The following is a 24,666-nucleotide window of genomic DNA, read 5'->3' as shown; positions in this document are numbered from 1 at the left end:
CTCACCCCTTTCGGTCCATCCAGCTGTCGACGAGCTGGTAGATATGATGGCTCAGCCGCACGGCGTCATGCCGCAGGTAGGTGCGGAACAGCACGAGCCGGTCGGCGATGACTTTGTAGCCTTGACGCGTCACCTCGTCCAGATCGAGCTGGACTGCCTGGGCGCCCATCTCGGCATAGCGGTCCTGCACCTGCGGCGGAATCTCGCCGTCATTGACGATGATGTAGTCGAACAGCTGGTGGCCGACGTGGCGCTCGATCGCCTCCAGATGATCGCTCACCGAGTAGCCGTCCGTCTCCCCCGGCTGGGTCATAACGTTGCAGATGAAAATTTTGATCGCGCTCGACTGCACGATGCAGTCGGCGAGCTTGGGCACGAGCAGGTTCGGAATGATGCTCGTGTACAGGCTGCCCGGTCCGATCAGGATGGCGTCGGCCTCCTGGATCGCCAGGCACGCCTCCTCGAGCGGCTCCACGTCCGCCGGCTCGATGAATACTCGCTTGATCGGCTGGCCCGCCAGCGGAATGCTCGACTCGCCTTCGACGATCGAGCCGTCCGCGAGCTCCGCCTTGAGCACGATCGACTGGTCGGATGCCGGCAGCACCGTGCCGCGCACGGCAAGCACGCGGCTCAGCTCGCGGATGCCGGTGACGAAGTCGCCGGAGATGTCCGTCATCGCCGCCAGCATCAGGTTGCCCAGGCTATGTCCGGCCAGGCCGGTGCCATTGGAGAAGCGGTACTGGAGCATCTCGGAAAGCAGCGGCTCCACGTCCGCGAGCGCGATCAGCACATTGCGGATGTCGCCCGGAGGCGGCATCTGCAGCTCGCTGCGCAGCACGCCGGAGCTGCCGCCGTCGTCGGCGACCGTGACGATCGCCGTAATGTCGAGGGGCTTCTCCTTCAGGCCGCGCAGCATGACCGACAGGCCGGTCCCGCCTCCGATGACGACGATCTTGGGGTTTTTCGGGTCCGCAGACCTTTTTCTTGCCATTGCACTCCCGCCTTAGGGGCGATCGCGGTCAGCATCGCGATGGCTGACCCGGACCGACTCCGTCTCGCTGCTGCCGAGCATCCGCCCGAGATATTCCGCTATGGCCACGGAGCGGTGCTTGCCTCCCGTGCAGCCGATGCCGATGACGACCTGGCTCTTGCCTTCCTTGCGGTATAAAGGAATGAGGAATTGAAGCATATCCAGCAGCTTGGTCAGAAACGTCTGGGTATCGGGCCATTTCATAACATATTCATATACATCGGGCTCCCGTCCGGTGCGTGGACGAAGGTGATCCACATAATGCGGGTTCGGCAGGAAGCGCACGTCATAGATCAGGTCGGCGTCGATCGGGATGCCGTACTTGAAGCCGAACGAGGTCACATTGACGGAGAAGCGGGACTGCTTGAGGTTCGTGAAGCGCGAGATGATCGCTTCCTTGAGCTGGGCGGGCTTGAGATTGCTCGTATCGATGATCTGGGTCGCCGAGTCCTTGAGCTCCTCCAGCAGCCGGCGCTCCATCGCGATGCCGTCGAGCGGCAGCCCTTCCGGGGCGAGCGGATGGCGGCGGCGGCTCTCCTTGTAGCGGCGCACCAGCACGTTGTCGGTGGCGTCGAGGAACAGGATCTCGTACGGGATCGTGAAATGAGTGCGGATATGCTCCAGCGAATCCGCCAGCGCCGTGAAGAATTCCCGGCCGCGCAGGTCGATGACGAGCGCGACCTTGGCGATCTTGCCGCTCGAGCCGTCGATCAGCTCCGCGAATTTGGGAATGAGGACGGGCGGCAGGTTGTCGACGCAAAAGAAGCCGAGATCCTCGAGGCTTTGCACCGCGATCGTTTTGCCTGCGCCGGACATGCCGGTGATGATGACGAGCTGGGGTGAGTTGGTTTCCATCGGGATTCCCCTTCCTGCGGCTGGATCAAGCCGAAAAGCCGCCGCGCGAGGCGGCGGCGGGCCGGACTAGGAGCGAAGGATGAGGCCGGCCGCTCCGACGACGCCGGCATTGTTGCCGAGCGTGGCCGCGACGATCTCGACGCCTTCCTTGGCTTCCGGCTGCGTATACTTGGCGAACACCTCGCGGATCTGGTCGAACAGGAAATCTCCGGCCTTGGCGACGCCGCCGCCGACGATGAAGCGCTGCGGGTTGAGCGTGACCGCCGTCGCGGCCATCGAGCGGCCGAGGTAGTAGGCCGCGCGGTTGACGATGCGGGCCGCCACCTCGTCGCCTTCCTTGGCGGCGTCGATGACTTCCTTGGCCATGAGGTTCGGCACGAGCGACAGGCTCGTCTTGTCCCCGCGGGCGACGGCGTCCTTGGCCATGCGGATGATGCCGGTCGCCGAGGAGACCGTCTCCAGGCAGCCCGTCATGCCGCAGGTGCATTGGATCGCTTCGAGATCCGGCACGATCGACATATGGCCAAGCTCGCCGGCCATGCCGTTGTAGCCTTCATAGATGCGGCCGCCGATGATGACGCCGCCGCCGACGCCCGTGCCGAGCGTGTAGCAGACGCAGTTCGGCACGCCGCGGCCGGCTCCGCCCCACGCCTCGCCAAGCGCGGCCACGTTGGCGTCGTTGTTCACCTTGACGATGACGCCGAGCTGATCCTCGAGCATCTGCTTCAGCGGAACGTTGCGTATGTTCAAATTGTTGGAGAACTTCACGATGCCGTTCGGAATGTCGAGGAATCCGGCGATTCCGACGCCGACGCCGCCTACCTGCTCCCAGGAATGTCCGGTCGCATCGACGATATGGCGCACGTACTTGACGATATTGTCGACGATGCGGTCCGCCCCATGGCTCGCCTCGGTCGGTCCCTCGTACGTCTGGAGCAATTCGCCCGCCGCGCTGCATACTCCAACTTTAATGGCGGTGCCGCCGATATCTGCTCCAACGTAGATCGTCTCTGACATGTGATAGCCACCTCAACGAATTAGTTTAACTTCTTTAGCTACTATAAGCGAAGGCATGGGTTAGGTCAAGGTAACAACGCCCCCCGGCGAACCGCGCCGAAGCTGGCCTCTCGCGGCTTTTCGGGAGCGCCGGGAAGGGCTTTTGAATCGTTTTTGGATTGCTCTCGGATTGCTTTTGGATGGCTTTCTGATGGCTTTCGAATGGCTTTCAGACCGCTCTCGAAGCGTCTTCGGGGCGCTGCCCAAACTGCCGCATGACCAGGCAATACCGGGTCCGCCCCGTCTCTCGCCGACCTTCGCGCCTGACGTTGCAGATCGACGTTAGCCGCAGGGCGATCCGCTTTTCCCCGTAAAAAGAAACGTCCGCCATCCGGAAGGATGGGGACGCCCGAAGCAAGCTTATAGGGACTGGCTCCAGTCATGGACCATCGAGCCTTCAAGGAACTTCTCGCAGTCCAGAGCGGCCTGGCAGCCGCTGCCCGCGGCGGTGACCGCCTGGCGATACTTCGTGTCCTGCACGTCGCCGCAAGCGAACACGCCCGGCACGTTCGTCTCGGTCGTGCCCGGCTTCACGACGATGTAGCCGTGATCGTCCGTGTCGACCTGCCCGCCGAGGAACTTCGTATTCGGCGTGTGGCCGATCGCGACGAAGATGCCGTCGGTCTCGATGAGCTCTTCCTGGCTCGTCTCGTTGTTGCGCACCTTGAGGCCGGTGACGCCGAGCGGGCCGGCGACGACCTCCAGCGGCGTGCGGTTGAGCGCGAAGCTGATCTTCTCGTTGTCGCGAGCGCGGTCCTGCATGATCTTGGAGGCTCGCATCTCGTCGCGGCGATGAACCAGGTCGACGCCGGTCGCGAAGCGCGTCAGGAAGTTCGCCTCCTCCATCGCGGAGTCGCCGCCGCCGACAACGACAATTTTCTTGCCGCGGAAGAAGAAGCCGTCGCAGGTCGCGCAGGTGCTGACGCCGCGGCCGACGTTTTCTTTTTCCCCCGGGATGCCCAGGTAGCGCGCGGACGCGCCGGTGGAGATGATGAGCGACTCGGCGACGAGCTCGCCCTGGCCCTCGACCTGGAGCTTGAACGGACGCTGCGAGAGGTCGACGCTGTTGACCCAGCCCGTGCGGAATTCGGCGCCGAACCGTTCCGCCTGCTTGCGCATGTTGGCCATGAGGTCAGGGCCAAGGATGCCGTCAGGGAAACCAGGGAAGTTCTCGACCTCGGTCGTCGTCGTCAGCTGTCCGCCCGGCTCCGGTCCCTCGATGACGAGCGGATTCAGGTTGGCGCGGGCAAGATAGATGGCGGCGGTGAGCCCGGAAGGTCCGGTACCGATAATGATGGATTTGTACACGATGAAACTCCTCCTTGTTGCCTGCTTGATTATAATTATTCTAATCCAAAGCGAGGCGATCCGTCAAAAGCGGCGGCGTATTCTTCATAAAACGTTCATCCGTTACTTTTCCCAATGGCCGCAAATCTCATCAATGCGCTTGGCATGCTTGCTCACGGTCGCCGCGGACGCGCCGTAGCGCTCCGCTACCTCCTGATAAGAAACCGTCCGGCGATGCTGCTTGGCGGTCAAATATTCAAGCGCGGCCGACCAGCTCTCCGGCTTGGCCATGCGCGGCACGTCCGGATACACCCGGACGAGGTAGTCGAGCCAGAGCTTCATCAGATCGTACTGCTGCAGCAGGCCGTACTCTTTCCCCATATGGCGGAAAGCGGTATCGAGCACGATCTGCCAGCTCGGCTCCCAATCCGGCAGCGGGCTGCCGTCCTCGAACGCCGTCTCGGCCACCGAGCCGAGCATCCGGCGGCGTCCCGACAAGACGGCGGGCACCGGCTCCTCGACACCGAGCTTGCGCAGGACGAACAGCGCGATGCGTTTCAGATCGTCCTCCTCGTCGGGCTCCAGCAGAAACGCCCGCAGCGCTTCCTGCACCTCTCCGTCGCCGATCGCGGCGAAGGCCTGGATGACCTGCAGCTTCGTCTTGCTGTCGCCGTGGCGCAGCGCCCAGAAAAACGAGGAGCGCACGAGCGGATTGCTGCTCATCCCTTCGGGCATCGCTTCCGGCGTCCGTTCCCACGTCTGGAACTGCTCCTCGAAGGGCAGGTGGTAATGGTAGCTCGCCGTCATCCGCTCTTCCTGCCCGCGCAGCATCGGCAGCTGCTCGAGGTAATACCGGGCCACATCGGACTCGGGATCGAGGCGCGCCGCCTGCTGCCAGAACCGCCGCGCCTCTTCCAGCCGACCGGAATGCACGGCCGCTACCGCCGCATAATGGTAGAGCGAAGCCTCATGCTCTCCCGATTCCCCCTTCAGCAGCCGGCGGAAATGGCGCAAGGCGCATTCATGCTCGCCGAGAATGCCCATCGTCGTCGCCAGCTTGAACACATGCTCCTGATGGAAGGGCACGGTCCGGCGCAGCCGATCGGTCAGCGGCTCCAGCGGCTCCCGATCGTCCGCATGCTGATAGAAGATCGCCAGGTTGCACAAGGCGTGAAGGTTGCCCTCCTCCTGCTCCAGCGCCTCCCGGATCGTCTCCATCGCGCGGTCGAGACGGCCCATATAATAGTAGGCCAAGGCGAGATTGTTGCGCGCCGCCATGAAATCCGGCGTCCGCTCCAAAATCGACTCCAGCAGCTTGGCCGCTTGGGCGAATCGGCCCTCTTCCAGCAGAGAGCGGGCGCGGTCATGCTCCGCCGTTCCCTGGCGAGCCTTGATCGTTACGGCCGGCGCAGGGCGCTTCAGCTCGTACTGAAGCAGCTCCATCATCTCCTCGGCGTCGTCGAGGTAATGCCCTTCCTCGTCCTCCTCGAGATAACGCAGCAGGGCGTGCTCGGCCTTGTCATACTGCTCCATGTTGGCGTAATTGTTGGCCATATAAAAGAAGCATTCCGTCATAGACGGATCCAGCGTCTCCAAAATCTCGATCAGGATCCGATTGGATTCCTCGTACTGGCCCGTCTCCGACAGGATTCCGGCCAGATTGCAATGGTTGACCGGATTGTCCGGCTCGTATTCCACGGCCTTGCGGAAATATTTCAGCGCCTTGTCGTAATGATAGCGGTCCATCGAGCGCACTGCGCGCTCGAAGAAGAACGTCGCGTCCCATTGGATCGGTATAATCTTCGCTGCCTGGTCCGCAGCCGCCCTGTTGTCCTCTTTCACCCGCCAAGGCACCTCCTCTGATTCCGTTAAAATCGAATGCACATGATTATACCATAACGTGTAACGCTTAACACGGTAGAAAATAAGGAACGAAAACGTCAAAAAACGGAAGGCCGCGAGTGGCCTTCCGTTCTTCGGAAGAGCAGGTTGGCCGGTCAGATGCCGGCATTTTTGAACAGGGTGCTGATCGAGCCGCCCTGCATGATGATCTTGGTGGCGTCCGCCAGCATCGGAGCGACGGAGAGCACCTTGAAGCGGTCCGAACGAATGTCCGGCAGCGCGATGGAGTCGGTCACGACGACTTCCTTGATGAGCGGATGGTCCAGCTTCTGCAAGGCGTTGCCCGAGAACAGCGGATGCGTCGCGCAGACGTAGACGTCTTCGGCGCCGCGCTCCTTCAGTCCTTCGACAACGTTGACGATCGTCGTGCCGGTGTCGATCAGATCCTCGATGATGATCGGGGTCTGGCCCTCGACGTCGCCGATGACGTGGGTGATGACGGACTCGTTGTGGGCCGGGCGTTTCTTGATCATGATAGCGAAAGGCGAATCCAGGTAGTTGGCCAGCTTCTCCGCCGTGGAAGCTCGTCCGGCATCAGGGGAAACGACAACGGGATTCTTGATGTTTTTGCTCTTGAGATGATCGCTGATGAGGTCCAGCGCCGTCAGATGGTCCACCGGGATGTTGAAGAAGCCTTGGATAGCCGGAGCGTGAAGGTCGATCGTGATGATGCGGGTCGCCCCGACGGTCGTCAGAATGTCCGCCAGCATCTTGGCCGAGATCGGTTCGCGCGGCGCGGATTTGCGTTCCTGGCGCGCATAGCCGTAGTACGGCATGATGATGTTGATCGTCTTGGCCGACGCGCGCTTGGCGGCATCGATCATGACGAGCAGCTCCACGAGGTTCTCGTTGATCGGATGGGAGAACGACTGCACCAGGAATACGTGGCAGTTCCGGATCGTCTCCTCATAGTGGCAGTAGACTTCTCCGCTCTTGAACCGGGAGATCGTGATCGCCCCAAGCGGCAGCCCCAGCTCCGCGCTGATCTTCCTCGCCAGCTCCGGGTTCGAGGAACCCGAAAAAATTCGCAACTTGTCGCTAAACATGATACCCTCCTGAGCGTTCCAACCAAAAATTTGACATCATCCTGCTAAAGCTCTGCGTGTTCGACACATCTATTATACATCCTGAGCCGCAGATTTCAAAAAGGAATCGGGAAGCGCTTGCGCTCCTTGAACGTGAGCAGCTGCGTGTAGCCGGCCTGGCGCAGCGCCTCGCGCGCTTCGGGCAGGTACTGCTCGAGCCGCTCCGGCTGGTGGCAGTCGGAGCCGATCGTGACCGGGATGCCGAGCTCATGCGCGCGCCTCAGCATGCGCGGTCCCGGGAACATCTCCGCGCACGGCATGCGCAGCCCGGAGGCGTTGAGCTCGATCGCCATGCCGGCGTCCGCGACCGCTTGCAGCGCGGCGTCCTCCAGATGCGTCACGTCCTGCTCCGGCGCGTAGCCGAAGCGCTTGATGACGTCGATATGACCGATGTAGTCGTAAAAGCCGGTGCGCGCCGCCTTGATGACGGCGTCGTAGTACGTCTCGTACACCTGCAGCCGGTCGCGGCCTTCCCAGCCGGCCGTCTGCCGGAAGTCGGTGATGTCCCATGTCCCGAGGAAATGGACCGATCCGATGACGTAATCCCACGGATACGCTTCGATGATCGCTTGGATCTGCTCCTCGCAGCCCTCGATGTAGTCCCCCTCGAGTCCGAGGCGGATGTCGATCTGGCCGCGGTATTTCTCCCGCAGCTCGAGCACCTCCTCGACGTAGCGGGGAAGCTCCTCCATCGGCATGGCCATCTCGGGGAAATAGTCCTCCGGCCTGACATGCAGCAGCGGCATGTGGTCGGACAGGCCGATCTGCGCGAGGCCGCTGCGGATGCCTTGGCGCACATAGTCCTCCAGCGTGCCGACGGCATGGCCGCAGCGCTCGTGATGGGTATGGTAGTCGATGCGGATCGTCATGGATGGGCTCCTTTCGCCGCTAGGCGCTTCTCGCTATGGGATAGCTCGCTGCTCAGCGCTCTCGTTCCGGCATCTCCCGGAACTCGCTACCTATTCATCCTGTTCGTCGTCGGCTGGCCGTGGCGCTCGCGAAGCACGGCCATGACGTCGTCCAGCGGCAAGCCGCGCTCGCGAAGCAGCACCATGAGGTGGAACAGCAGGTCGCCCGCCTCCGCGCGAAGCTCCTCGTTGTCGCCGTTCTTGGCGGCGACGACGACCTCGATGCTCTCCTCGCCGAACTTCTTGAGGATCTTGTCGAGCCCCTTTTCGAACAGGTACGTCGTATACGCGCCGTCCGGCCGCTCCGCGTACCGCTGGGCGATCGTGCCCTCCAGCTCGCCGAGCATCGCGAAGCGGTCGCCGGCCGCCGCTTCCGCTGCCGCCTCTCCGCCCGCGACCGGCAGCGGGTTGTGGAAGCAGCTGTACGCGCCGGTATGGCAGGCCGGTCCCTGCTGCTCGACGCGCACGAGCAGCGTGTCGCCGTCGCAGTCGTAGCGGATCGAGCGGATGCGCTGCGTATGTCCGCTCGTCGCGCCTTTATGCCACAGCTCCTGGCGGGAGCGGCTCCAGTACCACGTCTCGCCGCTCTCCAGCGAGAGGCGCAGCGATTCCTCGCTCATGTAGGCGAGCATGAGCACTTCCTTGGTGAGCGCGTCCTGCACGACGGCCGGCACGAGACCGGCCGCGTCGTACCTGATGCGGCTCAGGTCGAGCTCGAGCCCGCCTGACGCCTGAAGATCCTTGCTCATCGCACCGCCACTCCTTCCCGCCGCAGCTCGTCCTTGACCTCGGCAATCGTCATTTCCTTGTAGTGGAAAATCGTCGCCGCCAGTCCCGCGTCCGCGCCTGCTTCCCGGAACACCTCGCCGAAATGCTCCTTGCGTCCCGCACCGCCCGAGGCGATGACCGGAATGCCGACCGACTGCGACACCGCGCGCGTCAGCGCGAGGTCGAAGCCGTCCTTGGTGCCGTCCGCGTCCATGCTCGTCAGCAGCAGCTCGCCGGCGCCGAGCTGCTCGGCGCGGCGCACCCACTCCAGCGCCCGCTGCCCCGTCGGCTTGCGTCCGCCATGCGTGTAGACCTCCCACTCGCCCCATTCCGGGTTGAAGCGGGCGTCCACCGCGACGACGATGCACTGCGAGCCGAAGCGGCGCGCGCCGTCCGAGATGAGCTGCGGATTCAGCACCGCCGCCGTGTTGATGCCGATCTTGTCCGCGCCCGCGCGCAGGATGCGCTTCATGTCGTCGGTCTGCGAGATGCCGCCGCCGACCGTGAACGGGATCGTGATCTCGCCCGCCGTGCGGCGCACGACCTCGATCATCGTCGCCCGCCCTTCGACCGAGGCGGAGATGTCGAGGAACACGAGCTCGTCGGCCCCCTCGCGGTCATAGAGCGAGGCGAGCTCGACCGGATCGCCGGCGTCCCGCAGATTGACGAAATTGACGCCTTTGACGACGCGTCCGTCCTTCACGTCCAGGCAAGGGATGATTCGTTTAGCCAGCATAGGCTCGACCTTCTTTCGCTAGATTCCCTGACGCCGGCCTTGCGGCTCCAGCTCCCGCACCGCTTCCGCGAGCGAGATCGCGCCGGTGTACAGCGCCTTGCCGACGATCGCGCCGCGGATGCCTTCTCCCGCATGCTCGACCAGCGTGCGCAGATCCTCGATCCGGCTGACGCCGCCCGATGCGATGACGTCCGCTCCCGAATACGCGGCCAGCGAGCGGATCGCCTCCACGTTCGGCCCCTGCATCATGCCGTCGCGGGAAATGTCGGTGAAGATGAACGTCTCCGCGCCTTTGGCCGCCAGCTCCCGGGCCAGCTCCTCGGCCTTGACCTCGCTCGTCTCCAGCCAGCCGCGCGTCGCCACATACCCGTCCTTGGCGTCGATGCCGATCGCCACGCGGCCGCCATGCCGCGCCAGCACGCGCTCGACGAACGCGCGGTCCTCGATCGCCGCCGTGCCGAGGATGACGCGCGAGACGCCGAGCGACAGCAGGCGCTCGACGTCCTCCTCCGTGCGCAGGCCGCCGCCGAGCTGCACCGGCACGGACACCGAGCGCGCGATCTCGCCGATCAGCTCGGCGTTCACGGGATGGCCGGCCTTGGCGCCGTCGAGGTCGACGAGATGGATCCAGGACGCGCCTTGCGCCTCCCAGTCGCGGGCCGCCTGAACTGGACTGTCGTTGTAGACGGTCTCCTGGGCGTAGTCGCCCTGCACGAGCCGGACCGCCTTGCCGCCGCGGATGTCGATCGCGGGATAGATCGTGAATGTGGTCATGTCTTTTCCTCCAAGCGGGCCTCTCGCCCTATCGGTTGTCGCTTGCCGCCGGCGCTCCGGCCAGCCTCAGGAAGTTTCGCAGCAGGCTCATGCCGAGCTCCCCGCTCTTCTCGGGGTGGAACTGCATTCCCGTCACGTTGCCGCGGCCGACGATCGCCGTCACCGGCTGATGATAGTCCGTCACCGCGATCAGATCCAACGGCTCCGCCGGCAGCGCGTGGTAGGAATGCACGAAGTACACATGCCCCTCCTCCAGCCCTTCCAGCAGCGGGCTCTCCTGCCGGAACTGCAGCCGGTTCCAGCCCATGTGCGGAATCTTGTACTCGCCCCGGAAGCGCACGACGCGGCCCGGCAGCAGCCCCAGTCCTTGATGCGGACCGTGCTCCTCGCCCTCGTCGAACAGCAGCTGCATGCCGAGGCAGATGCCGAGCAGCGGCTTGCCGGATGCGGCGAACGCGCGCGTCGCCTCGTCCATGCCGGTCTCGCGCAGGAATGCCATCGCGTCGCCGAACGCGCCGACGCCGGGCAGGATCGCCCCGTCCGCGCTCAAAATCTCCGCCAGGTCCGACGTCACAAGCGCCTCGCAGCCGAGCCGCTCCACCGCCTTGCTGACGCTGTGCAGATTGCCGAGCCCGTAGTCGATGACCGCGATCGCGCTCATGCTAGAGCACTCCCTTGGTCGACGGCACGCCCTGCACGCGAGGGTCGATCGAGGTCGCCTCGTCGAGCGCGCGTCCGAGCGCCTTGAACACCGCTTCGATCATGTGATGCGTATTTTTGCCGTAGTGCACGATGACATGCAGCGTGAAGCGCCCCTCGAGCGCCAGCTTCCAAAGGAACTCGTGGACGAGCTCCGTGGAGAAGCTGCCGACCTGCTGGGACGGATACTCGGCCCGGTATTCGAAATGCGGCCGGTTGCTCAGGTCGATGACGACCTGCGCGAGCGCCTCGTCCATCGGCACGAACACGCTGGCGTACCGCTTGATGCCGCGCTTGTCGCCGAGCGCCTCCGCCAGCGTCTGGCCGAGGCAGATGCCGATGTCCTCCACCGTATGGTGGTCGTCGATGTCCACGTCGCCGCGGGCGTCGACCTTGAGGTCGAACTGGCCGTGCTTCGCGAACAGGTCCAGCATATGGTTCAGGAACGGCACATCCGTCTCGATCTCCGATACGCCCGTGCCGTCCACGGCGAACGCCAGCTTGATGTCCGTCTCGTTCGTCTTGCGCGCCACCTCGGCGCGGCGGAGCTCCCGCCCGTTGTCCCCAGTCGCCATCTCTATGCCCTCTTTCCTTCTGTCGATTGAAGTCCGGCCGCGCCTGCGGCCGCTTCCTTGTCCAGCCGCGCCCCGATCGCGCGGGCATGGCCCTCCAGCCCCTCGTGGCGGGCGAGCGTCATGATCTGCGCTCCGTCCCGCAGCAGCGCCTCGCGGCTGTACGAGATGAGGCTCGACTTCTTGATGAAGTCGTCCACGTTCACCGGCGAGCTGAAGCGCGCCGTGCCGTTGGTCGGGATGATGTGGTTCGGACCGGCGAAGTAGTCGCCGACCGGCTCCGAGCTGTACGGCCCGAGGAAAATCGCGCCGGCGTTCTCGATCGAGCCGAGCAGCCCCATCGGATCAGCCGTCATGATCTCCAAATGCTCCGGCGCCAGCCGGTTGACGACGTCGACGCCTGCCTGCAGCGAGTCGACAAGCAGCGCGGCGCCGTGCCGGTCGATCGACTCGCGCGCGATCGCCGCCCGCGGCAGCAGCGGGAGCTGGCGCTCCACCTCGGCCGCGACCGCTTCGGCCAACGCGGCCGAAGGCGTGATCAACAGGCTCGACGCCATCTCGTCATGCTCCGCCTGCGACAGCAGGTCCGCCGCCACATAAGCCGGATCGGCCGTCTCGTCGGCCAGCACCGCGATCTCGCTCGGCCCGGCCAGGCTGTCGATGTCGACCGCCCCGTAGACGGCGCGCTTGGCCAGCGCCACATAGATGTTGCCCGGTCCCGTAATCTTGTCGACCGGCGGGATCGTCTCCGTGCCGTAGGCCAGCGCCGCCACCGCCTGCGCGCCGCCGATGCGGTACATCTCCTTGACGCCGGCCTCGGCCGCCGCGACGAGGATGTACGGGTCGATGCCCGGCTTGCCCCCGGTCGCCGGCGGCGTCGCCATCACGATCTCCGGCACGCCCGCCACCTGGGCGGGGATGACGTTCATCAGCACCGACGACGGATACGCCGCCTTGCCTCCCGGCACGTAGACCCCGACGCGCTTCAGCGGCCGGATCACCTGCCCTAGCATCGTGCCGTCCGGCTGCACGTCCATCCACGACTGGCGCTTCTGCCGCTCGTGATAGGCGCGGATGTTGGCCGCCGCCTGGCGCAGCGCCTCCAGAAAGTCCGGCTCGACCTGGCTGTACGCCGCCTGGATCTCCGCCTCGCCGACGCGCAGCTGCGCCGCGCTCAGCCGCACGCCGTCGAAGCGCTCCGTCAGCTCCAGCAGCGCCTCGTCCCCGCGCGTCCGCAGCGCCTCGACCGTCTGCCGCACCGACTCGTTCTGCTCCGGCGTGCCGTATTCGACCTCCCGGCTCAGCTTGAACTGCTCCGCTCGCATGATCCGCATCGTCTCTCTCCCCTTTCCTTCCTAGACTCTAGACTCGCGCCGACAGCGTCGCCTGCAGCCGGTCGCACAGCGACTGGATGCGGTCGTTCTTCATCCGGTAGCTGACGCGGTTGGCGATCAGGCGGCTCGTCACGCCGAACATCGACTCCATCTCCACGAGCCCGTTGTCGCGCAGCGTCTGTCCGGTCTCGACCATGTCGACGATCCGGTCGGCGAGGCCGATCAGCGGCGCCAGCTCGATCGAGCCGTTCAGCTTGATGACCTCCACCTGCTGGCCGCGCTCGCGGAAGTACTGCGAAGCGACGTTCGGATACTTGGTCGCCACGCGCGGGTTCATGACCGGCTTCCAGTCCGGCAGTCCGATGACCGACATGCGGCACGGCGCGATGCCGAGGTCGAGCAGCTCGTAGACGTCCTTGTTTTCCTCCATCAGCACGTCCTTGCCGACGACTCCGATATCCGCCACGCCGTACTCCACATAGGTCGGCACGTCGACCGGCTTGGCCATGATGAACTCCATCCGCGCGTCCGGCACCTCGATGATCAGCTTGCGCGTATCCTCCAGGTCCTCCTGGATCAGCAAGCCCGCCTCGCGGAAGAGGCGGGACGCCTGCTTGTAGATGCGGCCCTTGGGCATCGCCACCTTGAGAATGTCCTTCGTCGGCTCTCCGCTCATCGTCCCGCCCCCTCTCCTGCCTCTTCATCGTTGAAAAAAGGAACAAAAACCCCGTAGGTCTGTCCGCCATAACGGACCGACTCTCCATCCGGCAGCCGCCGCGCCTTGCGCTCCAGCCGCTCTCCTGCGGCTGCTCCGGCTGCTCGCGCCTGCGCGCCATGGGCCACGCCCGGCGCCTCCAGCAGCGCCGTCACGACGACGGCGCCCTCGCCGCGCAGGCGGCCCGCCTCGGCCAGCGCCCGCTCGCGCGAGGCGGCGTCGTAGCCGATCAGGATGCGCCGCTGCGGCTCGCTCTCCTCGCCGACCAGCTCGAGCACGCGCGTCGTCTTGATCGCGAAGCCCGTCGCCGGCGCGGGCCGGCCGAACTGCTGCAGCAGATTGTCGTACCGTCCGCCCGCCACGACCGGGAACCCGAGATCCGAAGCATAGCCCTCGAACGTCATGCCCGTATAATAGGAGAAGTCGCCGATCATCGTCAGATCGATCAGCACATGCTCGCTCACGCCGTACGCCTCCAGCGCGTCCCACACTCCGCACAGATGGCCGATCGCGCTGCGCGCCGTCTCGTTGGCGCTCAGCTCCAGCGCCTGCTCGCATGCCGCGCGTCCGCCGCGCAGGCGCAGCAGCCCTTCGAGCTCCCGGCGCACGCTCTCGGAGAGGCCGAGCCGGCGCAGCTCGTCGCGATAGCCGACATGGTCGCGATTCAGCAGATAGTCCTTGAGCCGGCCCTGATCGCTCTCCCGGCCCGGCAGCAGCTCCTCCAGCAGCCCGTTGAGGAAACCGACATGGCCGACCGCCATCCGGAACCGCTGCACGCACGCCGCCTGCAGCGAGGCGATCGCCAGCGCGATCACCTCCGCATCGGCCTCGGCGGAAGCGTCTCCGACCAGCTCCACGCCCGTCTGGAAAAACTCCGCGTCCCGCCCCGCCTCGTTCTCGAACGCGCGAAAAACGCTCGCATGGTACGACAGCCGCAGCGGGAACTCGTGCTCCCGCAGCAAGGAGGAGACGACGCGCGCGATCGGCGCCGTCATGTCCGAGCGCAGCACGAGCGTCGTGCCGCGGTTGTTGAGCAGCTTGAACAGCCGCTGATCCGACGTCGAGCTCGCGACGCCGACCGTATCGTAATACTCCAGCGTCGGCGTCATGATCTGCTCGTAGCCCCAGCCGGCCATGCAGCTGAGCACGCTGCGCTCGATCTGGCGCAGCTTCGACACGGCCAGCGGCAAGTAGTCCTTGACGCCGACCGGCTTTTCAAACACCTTCGGTTTCGACATGATCCAATCTCCTATAAAGACGCGCATCACTTTAACGCGTTAATGTACTACCATGTTACCATACTGCCAAAGTAAAGGTATGGGTTATACTATCACGAACGCTCCGCATCCGTCAACCTGCGTTAAGCCGCCTCCGTCCGGCGGTTGCCGGCAGAGGCGGCTCGTGCCGACTTCCGCTCCTTCTTGCTACATCGGGTCTCGCCGCATCCGCGATCGCAGCCGCAGCTCTACGGCCAGCTCCCACGCGCTGCGCAGCCACAGGGCGCCGAGCAGCAGGCAGACGAGCGGCAGCAGCAGCAGCATATAGATCAAGCTCGGCCGCTCGTACCGGACATGGCCGAGCCGCTCCTCCGCATGCTTCATGAGCGCGATCTGCAGCGCCGGATCATTGTCGGCTCCGCCGGCGTTGAGCCGGTAGCCGTTGTGCTGGCCGGGACCGTTGAGTCCCGGCTTGACGGTCAGCGTCACGTCGATCCCTTCCTTGCGGCACGCGCGCAGCAGCGGCTGGGAGAAGGCCCCGTAAGGAAAAGCCAGCACGTCGTTGCGGACGCCGAGCTTCTCGCGCAGCACCGCATTGGCCTGGCGCACATCGCTTGCGATCCTGCGCTCGTACTCGCGCTCGGTCTCCCGTCTTCCCAGCCTCGGGACGAAAGCGCGGCCGGCCAGCAGCGCGGTCTGTCCGCCGCCCAGCGCCGCCTCCGGCGCGTAAGCGTGGGAGTTGAAGGAATGGCTGTAGAACTCCATTCCGCCCCGCTTCATCTCCCGCACCTGCTCCCAGCTCAGCTTGGCGACGCCGTCGCGCCTCGCATCGCCGATCGTGCTCGCGATCAGGAAGTTCGTCGCCGTGACGCCATGCTTGAGCAGCAGCGGATACGCATAGCGGTAGAACGACTCGTAGCCGTCGTCGAACGTCAGCAGCACGGCATTGTCGGGCACCGGCCCTTTGCGGCGGATGAAGCGCTTGTATTCGTCCATCGAGATGACATGAAAGTTGTTCGCCCGGAGCAGCGTCAGCTGCCGGTCCAGCTTGTCCAGCGCGAGCGCCTTGTCGTCGGCCGGAGCGGGCGCGACATCGTGGATCATCAGCACGAGCACCTTGTTCCGATAGTAGCGGCCGTCCGGCGTATCCGGCTCCGGCTTCAATCCTTGATACAAGACGGGCTCGCCTTGCGGCCCGAGCAGCTTTCCAAGCATCGGAATTCTGTCTTTATACGAAAAGGCCGCTCCCGCCAAGCCCGTGGCGAGAACAGCGGCGGCAAGCAGCGCGGTCAGCAGCGCGAAGCGGCCGGTCCGATCCATATTGATTGTCCTCCTCTTGCCTCAGCGAATCCATCTCCCTGACGATCCGCTTTCGCAAAAGGTTTCTCCCTGGTTGAAACGATTCCCTTATACATCCCTTTTATTCCGTTCGATCGGACGCGCCGGGTTGCCCCCGACGAACGCTCCTGCAGGCACGTCCCGGTGCACGACCGAACCGGCCGCGACGACCGCTCCGTCCCCGATCGTTACGCCCGGCAGGATCGTCGTGTTGGCTCCGATCATGACGTCGTTGCCGATGACGACATCGCCGAGCCGGTATTCCCGGATGAGGTATTCATGCGTCAGGATTGTCGTGTTGTAGCCGATGATGCAGTTGTCTCCGACGGTGATCCGCTCCGGGAAAAAGACATCGACCATGACCATGAGCGCGAACGAAGTCGTCCGCCCGACCTTCATGCCGAGCACGTTCCGGTAGATCCAGTTCTTGACCGGAAGCGACGGACAGTATCGGGAAACCTGGATCGCCGCGAAATTGCGCACGGCCTTGAAGCGGCTGACGGTCCGATACACCTGCCACAGCGCGTTCGGCCCCTCGGTCGGATATCGCTCCACCCGCCTCACGCGGGGCTCGGCTCCAGTCCGACCAGCGCATACAGGTCCCTCATATCCTGCAGCACATGCTGCGCCCCGTATTCGCGGAGCAGCTGCTCGCCCTTGAGCGACCAGGCGACGCCGATCGGCACCGCGCCAGCTTCAATGGCGGACTGCATGTCGACCGCGCTGTCGCCGACCATGAACGTCGCGGCCGGATCGGCGCCGAGCTGCTCCATCGCCAGCCGCACTGGCTCCGGATCGGGCTTCGGCTGCGTCACGTCATCCATCGTGACGATGGCGTCCATCAGGTCGAACAGCCCCGTCAGCTTGAGGCCCTTGTCGGTCGTCAGGCGGATCTTCGTCGTGACGACGCCGAGCTGGAAGCCCTCTTGCTTGAGGCGCTGCAGCACCTCGAGCGTATGGGGGAACGGCTTCACGAGATCATCGTGCAGCCGCAGGTTCATTTCGCGGTAGATCGGGATCAGATGCGAGGCATCGGCCAGTCCGGAAAAGAAGTTCATCTGGTCGAGCAGCGGCAGTCCCATATGCGGAATCATCTGCTCCCGCCCGAAGCCTTCCGGCGCGACGCCTTGCAGCGCGTGCAGGAAGCTGCGGATGATAAGCTCGTTCGTATCCAGGATCGTGCCGTCGAGGTCAAACAGTAGGGTTTTGATTTTGCGGGTCATCTTGATTCTCCTTGCCTTTGGCAGAGACGGCAGGCGCCGTCTCGGATTCCGCTCCGGCCGGCAGGCCGGTCTTGCGGTTGAGGATCGGGTCGCTGTAGCGCTCCGAGGACCAGCCCGCCTTGCGCCGCACCGCGATCAGGATCGCGCAGGCGAGCACGGTCAGCACCGCGATCAGCTGCGAGCTGCGGACGTTTCCGTAGTTCGGATCGAGGAATCCGGCCTGGAACATCGCCGTCATCGGCGACCAGAGCGCATCCATCAGCGAGGCGAGCCAAGCCGGTCCCTGGAACGCCAGGCTGTCCGTGCGCAGCCCCTCGACGAAGAAGCGGCCGATCGAATACCAGATCAGATAGGTGAAGAACATCTCGCCCGCGCGCACCCATGGACGGCGGCGCAGCACGAAGATCAGCACGATGCCGAGCACGTTCCACAGCGACTCGTACAGGAACGTCGGATGATGGAACAGGCCGTCCTTCTCGACATACATCTGGTTGACGATCCAGTCCGGCAGATGCAGCTCTCCGGTGAGGAAGCGCTTGGTCACCGGCCCGCCGTAGGCTTCCTGATTGACGAAGTTGCCCCAGCGCCCGATGATCTGCCCGATCAGCAGCGACGGCGCGCAAATGTCGGCGATTCTCCAGAAGCTGTAGCCTTTGACGCGGCAGTAGATGACCGCGCTGATGACGGCGCCGATCAGCGCGCCGTAGATGGCGATGCCGCCGTTCCAGATGGCGAGGATCTCGCCGGGGTGCTCGCGATAGTAGTCCCACTTGAACAGGACGAAGTACGCCCTCGCCGCGAGGATCGCCGACGGCACTCCGAGCAGCAGGATGTCCATGAAGAAATCGGAGGAAAGCCCGAAGCGCTTGCCCTCCCGGATGGCCAGCACCAGGCCGGCGAGCGCGCCGAGCCCGAGAATGATGCCGTACCAATGGACCGTGATCGGTCCCAGCTTGAAAGCGATAGGGTCAATGAGCAGGCTGATAGGCGTCATCCAGACAGACCTCTTTCCGTTCTATTATTCGTAATCGTCCATATCGTCGGCGATCGTCTCGGTCAGCTTGTTCGTGAACTGCAGCGCCGCGTTGTAGCCCATGCGCTTGAGCCGGTAGTTCATCGCCGCCACCTCGATGATGACCGCCAGGTTGCGTCCCGGCCGGACCGGCACGGTGACGAGCGGCACGTCGGTCTCGATGATGCGCGTCGTCTCCTCGTCCAGTCCGAGCCGGTCGTACTGCTTGTCCGGCTGCCAGTTCTCGAGGCGGATGACGACGCTGATGCGCTTGTTGTTGCGGATCGCCCCTGCCCCGAACAGCGTCATCACGTTGATGATGCCGAGGCCGCGGATTTCCAGCAGATGGCGGATCAGCTCCGGCGCGGTGCCGTGCAGCTGGCCGTCCGACGTCTGGCGGATCTCCACCGCGTCGTCCGCGACGAGCCGATGGCCGCGCTTGACGAGCTCGAGCGCCGTCTCGCTCTTGCCGATGCCGCTGCCGCCGGTGATGAGGATGCCCATCCCGTAGACGTCGACGAGCACGCCGTGGATCGTCGTCGTCGGCGCGAGGCGGCGCTCCAGGAAGTTCGTCAGCCGGCTCGAGAAGATCGTCGTCGAAATCTGGCTGCGCAGCACCGGAATCTGCTTCTCCGTCGCCTGCTCCAGCAGCTCCGTCGGAGGCTCCAGCCCGCGCGTCAGCAGGATGCATGGCGTCTCGTCATGGCAGAGCCGCTCCAGCCGCTCGCGCCGCTCCTCGCTGCCCAGCGTCTCGATGAAGGCAAGCTCGGTCTTGCCGAGCAGTTGAACGCGCTCTTTCGGGTAATAATGAAAATAGCCGGCCATTTCAAGAGCGGGCCGGTACAGATCATCCGTCGTGATGAAGCGCTTCAGTCCGTCCTCGCCGGCCAGGATTTCCAGCTGGAACGGCTGGATCAATTCAGATACCTTTACTTTTTTAGGCATGGAAGCCTCCCTGTATCGATTCCTTCTGCAAGACTTATGTAGGAATAGTGGTGGTTCATTGCTCCTTGGCTGTTAGTTCCATCCTAATGGAAATCCGCTTTCGGCGCAACGTAGCGGCCCAATGCGGCTTTTCCTGATTTCGGAAGGATTCCCGATCCTCGCCGGAGAAACCTTTTGGAAGCGCTTGTCGTCCATCTTTTCAAGCGGATCGTCCGGACCGTCCATTCCTTGTCCCTGCGGAGGTGCTGCCCCATGAGATCAAAACGAAAGTCGCCGTCCCGCTTGCGGCCGGGACGTCTTGCCGCTTGCCTGCTGCTTTCCGCTGCGGCGACGCTTCCCTTGGCCTACGCGTCATCCCGGCCGTCAGACTCGCCCGACGCGCTGACGGCAGCCGTCACCGCCCTCGCGCCGGCATCCGCCTCTGTCGCCGCCTTTACGGCTCCTGCCAAGCCCGCGCTGCCGTCCGCTGCTGGCGCTGCCTCTGCTTCGTCCGCCGAATCGATTCCCGCTCCCGTCGCCGATACGTCCGCTCCCGCTTCCTACGCCAATTCGGTTTCGGCCGCCGTTCCCGCGCATGTCTGGCCCCGCATCTCCGGCCTGTCCGAGCCGCAGCGAAAGCAGCTCGCGGATCAGGTGCTGCGGATGGCCCCGGAGGAAAAGATCGGACAGCTGCTCGTCGCCGGCATCGACGGCAGCGCGCCGGATCAAGCCGTCGCCCGCCTCATCGAACATCGCCAGGCCGGGGGCTTCATCCTGTTCCGGCGCAATATGGAGACGATCTCGAGCACCGTGTCGCTGCTGAACGAGCTCAAGAAGCTTAACCGCCAGGCTGGCGGGCAGCCGCTGTTCCTCGGCGTCGATGAGGAGGGCGGCCGCGTGACCCGCTTTCCCGCTTCCATGACCCGCTTGCCGGCAAGCGGAGCAGTCGGTCAAAGCGGCGATGTCGACTATGCTCGGGCGGTAGGCAAGCAGCTGGCCGAGCGGGTAAAGGCATTCGGCTTCAACGTCAATTTCGCTCCCGTGCTGGACGTGAACAGCAATCCCGACAATCCGGTCATAGGCGACCGCTCGTTCGGCGGCAGCCCCGAGCTGGTCGCCAAGCTAGGCATCGCCGAGCTGAAAGCCCATCAGGAGGCAGGCATCCTCGGCGTCGTCAAGCATTTCCCGGGACATGGCGATACAGCCGTCGACTCGCATAAGCAGCTTCCTGTCTTGACCCATGATTTGAGCCGCCTGACCAAAATAGAGCTGGCGCCATTCGAAGCCGCCATCGAGAAGGGGACGGACGCCGTCATGGTTGCCCATATTCTGCTGCCCAAGCTCGATCCCGACTGGCCGGCGTCTCTATCCAGCTCGATCATCGGCGGCTTGCTGCGCGGCAAGCTTGGATTCGACGGCCTCGTCGTCAGCGACGACATGACGATGGGCGCGATCACGGACAACTATGATCTCGGCGATGCCGCGGTGCGGTTCGTCGCTGCAGGCGGAGATCTCGTGCTCGTCTGCCACGATCCGCAGCAGGCGCAGCTCGTCTTCGCCGCTTTGCAAAAAGCCGTCCAGAACGGGACGGTTTCGACCCGAAGGCTGAACGACAGCATATACCGCATCCTCGCGCTGAAGCTTCGTTACAAGCTCGACGACTCGCCAAACGCCGTCCCTTCGCTGAAACGGCTGAACGGGCAGGTCGAAGCGGCTCTCGCGCCGTTCGGCACGGCTCCCTGAAGCCCGGCGCGGGCCCATCCCATCCCGCATCGACAGCAGCTCCAAGCGCAAAAAAAGGCGATCCCGGATGGGATCGCCTTTGTCGTTCGTTGAATTAGTTCTCGAACAGGTTCAGCTCGGTCGCTTTGTCGAAGATGTGGACCTTGTTCATGTCCAGCGCCAGCTTGACCGTCGTGCCGTCGCGCATGCCGGAGCGTCCGTCTACGCGAGCGATGACCGTATCGTTGCCGATGCCGTTCAGGTACAGGTACATCTCATGGCCCAGGTTCTCGGCAACTTCGATGTTCGCCGTAACGATGCTGTTCGGGGATGCTTCCAGGAACACCGGCTCTTCATGCAGGTCTTCCGGACGCACGCCGAGAACAACCTCTTTGCCGGAGAAGCCCTTGTCGCGGAGCGCTTGAGCTTTGCCTTCCGGCAGGACGACGTCCACGCCTGGAGCTTTGAAGCGCAGGGCGCCGGCGACTTCGTTCAGCGTGCCCGTGATGAAGTTCATGGCAGGAGCGCCGATGAAGCCAGCGACGAAGATGTTCACCGGATGGTTGTACAGCTCCTCCGGAGTTGCGTTTTGCTGGATGATGCCGTCCTTCATGACGACGATGCGGTCGCCCATCGTCATGGCCTCGATCTGGTCATGGGTTACGTAGATCGTGGTCGTTTCCAGACGCTTCGTCAGCTTGCTGATCTCAGCGCGCATCTGGCCGCGCAGCTTGGCGTCAAGGTTGGAGAGCGGTTCGTCCATCAGGAACACTTGCGGTTCGCGGACGATGGCGCGGCCCAGGGCGACACGCTGGCGTTGACCGCCGGAGAGCGCCTTCGGCTTGCGATCGAGCAGATGCTCGATGTCGAGAATTTTCGCGGCTTCGCGCACGCGCTTATCGATATCCGCTTTTTTGAACTTGCGCAGCTTCAGGCCGAAGGCCATGTTCTGGTACACGTTCATGTGCGGGTACAGGGCATAGGATTGGAATACCATCGCGATGTCGCGGTCTTTCGGAGCGACGTCGTTCACGAGGCGGTCGCCGATGAACAGCTTGCCCTCGGAGATTTCTTCAAGGCCAGCGATCATACGAAGAGTCGTGGATTTGCCGCAGCCGGACGGACCGACCAGAACGAGGAATTCCTTGTCCTTGATGTCGAGGTTGATGTCCTTGACCGATGCGTTGTCGGATCCAGGGTATTTCTTGTAAACATGCTCTAAACGTACGCCTGCCATGTTCGTTTTCCCCCTATGTGAGTGATGGTGAGTTCCTGCTGTTCCTCTTGTAGATCCATCTTAACCGAAAATGTAAGCGTGTGACTATGCACAACTCCTACAAAAAAATCAGGGTCTTTTCGTAACTTTATACAATAGCAGAATGACCTTGACCATGACTGCGTCCCGGAACAGCCTCACATCGAGTCCGGTCTCCTGCTTGAGCTTGTCCAGTCGGTACAGCAGCGTATTCCGGTGAATGTACAGCTTTTTTGCCGTCTCGCTCACGTTGCAGTCGAGCGAGAAGAACGTCTCCAGCGTCGTCATGATTTCCGGCTCCACATAGTAGTCGGAGCGGCTGAACGCCTGCTCCACGAACCGCGCGCGGTCTCCTTCGGGGATCGCGCTGAGCAGCCGCTCGAGGTGGAGCTCCCAGGGCAGGTGCACGCTCGACCCGATCTGGAAGCGGCGTCCGAGCTGCACCGTTTCCCGCAGCAGGGCGGTCGTCTCGACGATCGACTTGGACGGCTGGATCGGAAAAGCGATTGCGATATGGCATTCGCCGAGCCACTCGCTTGCCAGCATGTCATGCAGGCCAAGTCCGATCGAGCGCAGGCTCTCCTCTTCCGATTCCTCCTCTTCCCCCGAATCCAGCAAAGAGTCGCTCAAAGGCGCAGTCGGGCTCAGGATAAGCCACTCGTTGCGCTGCAGCGGCAGCAGGATGATCTCTTCCTCGAAGAAGGAGCGCAGCAGCTTCTCCAGCTCGGCGTACGGCTCGTCGACGAGTCCGTGATATTCTCGGATGAGCAGGAAAGGAATCATGTCGGCATACAGCCGGCCGCCCATCGTGAGCGCCTCCGGCAGCATCTCCGCTTGCGGCCTCTCCAGCTGCTCCATGATCCAGGCTCCGAGAGACGCCGCCTGCTTCTCGACTCCGGTCGGCGCCGCAGGCGCGGCTTTGCCGGCCTTCATCGCTCCTAGCATCCAGCCGATCAGGCGCAGCTCGGTATGGCCGAGCGGCCTTGCTCGCCGGATCTCCAGCACGTCCGCCCGTTGCGCGTCTGCTGTCCCTTGCACCGCTACCGCACCATCCGGCAGCTGCCGGAACAGCTCCGGGTCTTCGTCCGCCAGCGTCTCCAGCTCCTGCCACTGCCCCGGCTTATAGGAGCGAAGCTGCAGATCCGCGTCCAGGATATGCCTCAGTTCTTCCAGCCAGTCTGCCGATGCCATGTGTCATCTCCTGTTCCTGTCTTTGGATGAGCTATGACCCAAGTGTACCATGAAGCAGAGCGCCTCTTCCAACGCGCATCGCCAGCCGCTTGCGGGGGAACGACAAAAAAAGCCCAGACAAGGTCTGGGCTTGGATCGATAAAACTGGTGAGCCATGAAGGACTCGAACCTTCGACACCCTGATTAAAAGTCAGGTGCTCTACCAACTGAGCTAATGGCTCTTGAAGATGAAGTGGTGGAGGGCGATGGATTCGAACCACCGAACTCGTCAGAGAACAGATTTACAGTCTGCTGCGTTTGGCCACTTCGCTAGCCCTCCACATTTGCTCTAAGATGCGCCATTGAAGCTCACTTAGAAAACCAATGGTGGCTCGGGACGGAATCGAACCGCCGACACAAGGATTTTCAGTCCTTTGCTCTACCAACTGAGCTACCGAGCCGTATATGATTGAAAAAATGGCGGAGCTGACGGGATTCGAACCCGCGGTCTCCTGCGTGACAGGCAGGCATGTTAGGCCTCTACACCACAGCTCCAGGCGATAATGGTGGAAGCTGAGGGGATCGAACCCCCGACCCTCTGCTTGTAAGGCAGATGCTCTCCCAGCTGAGCTAAGCTTCCGTATAAGTGGTAGCGGCAGAGGGGATCGAACCCCCGACCTCACGGGTATGAACCGTACGCTCTAGCCAGCTGAGCTATGCCGCCACATGTGTCAGGTCAGGCATCGCCAAATGCCTGCACAACTTGTCCTGCTCTCCGGCACTAGTCCGTGAAGCAAAACGAGCTTGCGCCCTGAAAACTGGATCGAACGAAATGCCGTGCTGACCGGCTGGTTCTTGCTTGAATAGGATAAGCCCTCGACCGATTAGTACTCGTCAGCTGCACACGTTGCCGCGCTTCCACCTCGAGCCTATCGACCTGGTCGTCTTCCAGGGGTCTTACATACTGGGAAATCTCATCTTGAGGGGGGCTTCGCGCTTAGATGCTTTCAGCGCTTATCCCGTCCGTACGTAGCTACCCAGCGGTGCTCCTGGCGGAACAACTGGTACACCAGCGGTACGTCCA

The 24,666-nt window shown here is 63.5% G+C and carries 23 protein-coding genes, 6 tRNA genes and 1 rRNA gene; 1 reads left to right on the top strand and 29 read right to left on the bottom strand.

What is annotated here, in order from left to right; genetic code table 11:
• Position 1 precedes the first annotated feature (1 nt).
• From H582_RS0115760 to hprK, 20 genes are all read right to left on the bottom strand, one after another.
• Positions 2 to 991: a gluconeogenesis factor YvcK family protein gene (locus H582_RS0115760; protein WP_028599292.1), complete on the bottom strand. Its 990-nt coding sequence runs from the start codon at positions 989 to 991 to the stop codon at positions 2 to 4.
• A 12-nt stretch (positions 992 to 1,003) separates the two neighbouring features.
• Entirely contained in the window at positions 1,004 to 1,885 is an 882-nt protein-coding gene (gene rapZ, locus H582_RS0115755) for an RNase adapter RapZ (RefSeq protein ID WP_028599291.1), read from the bottom strand.
• Between the two features lie 66 nt (positions 1,886 to 1,951).
• Entirely contained in the window at positions 1,952 to 2,902 is a 951-nt protein-coding gene (locus H582_RS0115750; RefSeq protein ID WP_028599290.1) for an ROK family glucokinase, read from the bottom strand.
• Positions 2,903 to 3,301: 399 nt separating this feature from the next.
• Complete coding sequence (gene trxB, locus H582_RS0115745) at positions 3,302 to 4,249, bottom strand: thioredoxin-disulfide reductase (RefSeq protein WP_028599289.1); 948 nt, start codon at positions 4,247 to 4,249, stop codon at positions 3,302 to 3,304.
• Positions 4,250 to 4,351: 102 nt separating this feature from the next.
• A complete protein-coding gene (locus tag H582_RS27940; RefSeq protein ID WP_043111478.1) occupies positions 4,352 to 6,070 on the bottom strand; it encodes a tetratricopeptide repeat protein in 1,719 nt (572 codons plus the stop codon).
• 155 nt (positions 6,071 to 6,225) lie between these two features.
• The gene (locus H582_RS0115735) at positions 6,226 to 7,176 is read right to left on the bottom strand and encodes a ribose-phosphate diphosphokinase (protein ID WP_028599288.1); all 951 of its coding nucleotides are present in this window, start codon (positions 7,174 to 7,176) and stop codon (positions 6,226 to 6,228) included.
• A gap of 95 nt (positions 7,177 to 7,271) precedes the next feature.
• On the bottom strand, positions 7,272 to 8,078 hold the full coding sequence (gene hisJ, locus H582_RS0115730; RefSeq protein ID WP_028599287.1) for a histidinol-phosphatase HisJ: 807 nt from the start codon (positions 8,076 to 8,078) through the stop codon (positions 7,272 to 7,274).
• 92 nt (positions 8,079 to 8,170) lie between these two features.
• Positions 8,171 to 8,872 (bottom strand): bifunctional phosphoribosyl-AMP cyclohydrolase/phosphoribosyl-ATP diphosphatase HisIE, encoded by a 702-nt coding sequence (gene hisIE, locus H582_RS0115725; protein ID WP_028599286.1) that lies wholly within the window; start codon positions 8,870 to 8,872, stop codon positions 8,171 to 8,173.
• On the bottom strand, positions 8,869 to 9,627 hold the full coding sequence (gene hisF / locus H582_RS0115720; RefSeq protein WP_028599285.1) for an imidazole glycerol phosphate synthase subunit HisF: 759 nt from the start codon (positions 9,625 to 9,627) through the stop codon (positions 8,869 to 8,871). The genes hisIE and hisF overlap by 4 nt, the downstream gene beginning before the upstream one ends.
• Positions 9,628 to 9,645: 18 nt before the next feature.
• On the bottom strand, positions 9,646 to 10,401 hold the full coding sequence (gene hisA / locus H582_RS0115715; RefSeq protein WP_028599284.1) for a 1-(5-phosphoribosyl)-5-[(5-phosphoribosylamino)methylideneamino]imidazole-4-carboxamide isomerase: 756 nt from the start codon (positions 10,399 to 10,401) through the stop codon (positions 9,646 to 9,648).
• Between the two features lie 28 nt (positions 10,402 to 10,429).
• Positions 10,430 to 11,062, bottom strand: coding sequence for an imidazole glycerol phosphate synthase subunit HisH (gene hisH / locus H582_RS0115710; protein WP_028599283.1), 633 nt, complete (start codon positions 11,060 to 11,062; stop codon positions 10,430 to 10,432).
• Position 11,063: 1 nt separating this feature from the next.
• The gene (hisB, locus tag H582_RS0115705) at positions 11,064 to 11,675 is read right to left on the bottom strand and encodes an imidazoleglycerol-phosphate dehydratase HisB (RefSeq protein WP_028599282.1); all 612 of its coding nucleotides are present in this window, start codon (positions 11,673 to 11,675) and stop codon (positions 11,064 to 11,066) included.
• A gap of 2 nt (positions 11,676 to 11,677) precedes the next feature.
• A complete protein-coding gene (gene hisD / locus H582_RS0115700) occupies positions 11,678 to 13,006 on the bottom strand; it encodes a histidinol dehydrogenase (protein ID WP_028599281.1) in 1,329 nt (442 codons plus the stop codon).
• A gap of 28 nt (positions 13,007 to 13,034) precedes the next feature.
• The gene (hisG, locus tag H582_RS0115695; protein ID WP_028599280.1) at positions 13,035 to 13,682 is read right to left on the bottom strand and encodes an ATP phosphoribosyltransferase; all 648 of its coding nucleotides are present in this window, start codon (positions 13,680 to 13,682) and stop codon (positions 13,035 to 13,037) included.
• Positions 13,679 to 14,959 carry an ATP phosphoribosyltransferase regulatory subunit gene (locus H582_RS27935; RefSeq protein ID WP_084137361.1) on the bottom strand — a complete coding sequence of 427 codons (1,281 nt, stop codon included), beginning with the start codon at positions 14,957 to 14,959 and terminating at the stop codon, positions 13,679 to 13,681. Before H582_RS27935 ends, hisG begins: the two co-directional genes overlap by 4 nt.
• A 186-nt stretch (positions 14,960 to 15,145) precedes the next feature.
• Positions 15,146 to 16,258: a polysaccharide deacetylase family protein gene (locus H582_RS27930; protein WP_052333328.1), complete on the bottom strand. Its 1,113-nt coding sequence runs from the start codon at positions 16,256 to 16,258 to the stop codon at positions 15,146 to 15,148.
• 87 nt (positions 16,259 to 16,345) lie between these two features.
• A complete protein-coding gene (locus H582_RS0115680) occupies positions 16,346 to 16,840 on the bottom strand; it encodes an acyltransferase (RefSeq protein WP_028599279.1) in 495 nt (164 codons plus the stop codon).
• Complete coding sequence (gene ppaX, locus H582_RS0115675) at positions 16,837 to 17,499, bottom strand: pyrophosphatase PpaX (protein WP_028599278.1); 663 nt, start codon at positions 17,497 to 17,499, stop codon at positions 16,837 to 16,839. The genes H582_RS0115680 and ppaX overlap by 4 nt, the downstream gene beginning before the upstream one ends.
• On the bottom strand, positions 17,468 to 18,493 hold the full coding sequence (gene lgt, locus H582_RS27925) for a prolipoprotein diacylglyceryl transferase (protein ID WP_052333327.1): 1,026 nt from the start codon (positions 18,491 to 18,493) through the stop codon (positions 17,468 to 17,470). Before lgt ends, ppaX begins: the two co-directional genes overlap by 32 nt.
• A 24-nt stretch (positions 18,494 to 18,517) precedes the next feature.
• On the bottom strand, positions 18,518 to 19,456 hold the full coding sequence (gene hprK / locus H582_RS0115665; RefSeq protein ID WP_028599277.1) for an HPr(Ser) kinase/phosphatase: 939 nt from the start codon (positions 19,454 to 19,456) through the stop codon (positions 18,518 to 18,520).
• A gap of 252 nt (positions 19,457 to 19,708) precedes the next feature.
• On the opposite strand from hprK, the gene nagZ reads away from it, so the two are divergent.
• Positions 19,709 to 21,178 carry a beta-N-acetylhexosaminidase gene (gene nagZ / locus H582_RS27920; protein WP_084137360.1) on the top strand — a complete coding sequence of 490 codons (1,470 nt, stop codon included), beginning with the start codon at positions 19,709 to 19,711 and terminating at the stop codon, positions 21,176 to 21,178.
• A 94-nt stretch (positions 21,179 to 21,272) separates the two neighbouring features.
• Here nagZ and H582_RS0115655 read toward each other — a convergent pair whose 3' ends face one another.
• The 9 genes from H582_RS0115655 to H582_RS0115615 form a co-directional block, all read right to left on the bottom strand.
• Positions 21,273 to 22,394, bottom strand: a complete 1,122-nt coding sequence (locus H582_RS0115655) for an ABC transporter ATP-binding protein (RefSeq protein ID WP_028599276.1) — start codon at positions 22,392 to 22,394, stop codon at positions 21,273 to 21,275.
• 108 nt (positions 22,395 to 22,502) lie between these two features.
• On the bottom strand, positions 22,503 to 23,603 hold the full coding sequence (locus H582_RS0115650; RefSeq protein WP_028599275.1) for a PucR family transcriptional regulator: 1,101 nt from the start codon (positions 23,601 to 23,603) through the stop codon (positions 22,503 to 22,505).
• Positions 23,604 to 23,748: 145 nt separating this feature from the next.
• A tRNA-Lys gene (locus H582_RS0115645) sits at positions 23,749 to 23,824 on the bottom strand.
• Positions 23,825 to 23,836: 12 nt separating this feature from the next.
• Positions 23,837 to 23,922 (bottom strand) — tRNA-Tyr (locus H582_RS0115640).
• A gap of 45 nt (positions 23,923 to 23,967) precedes the next feature.
• Positions 23,968 to 24,043, bottom strand: a tRNA-Phe gene (locus tag H582_RS0115635).
• 17 nt (positions 24,044 to 24,060) lie between these two features.
• Positions 24,061 to 24,137 (bottom strand) — tRNA-Asp (locus H582_RS0115630).
• Between the two features lie 9 nt (positions 24,138 to 24,146).
• Positions 24,147 to 24,222 (bottom strand) — tRNA-Val (locus H582_RS0115625).
• 7 nt (positions 24,223 to 24,229) lie between these two features.
• Positions 24,230 to 24,306: transfer RNA gene (locus H582_RS0115620), tRNA-Met, on the bottom strand.
• 140 nt (positions 24,307 to 24,446) lie between these two features.
• Positions 24,447 to 24,666: ribosomal RNA gene (locus H582_RS0115615) — 23S ribosomal RNA — on the bottom strand; the annotation flags it as partial.

It is taken from the genome of Paenibacillus pasadenensis DSM 19293 (genome assembly GCF_000422485.1).
Taxonomy (GTDB): domain Bacteria; phylum Bacillota; class Bacilli; order Paenibacillales; family Paenibacillaceae; genus Paenibacillus_O; species Paenibacillus_O pasadenensis.
The sequence above is the reverse complement of the archived record's forward strand: the minus strand, read 5'-3'. Positions and strand labels throughout refer to the sequence as shown.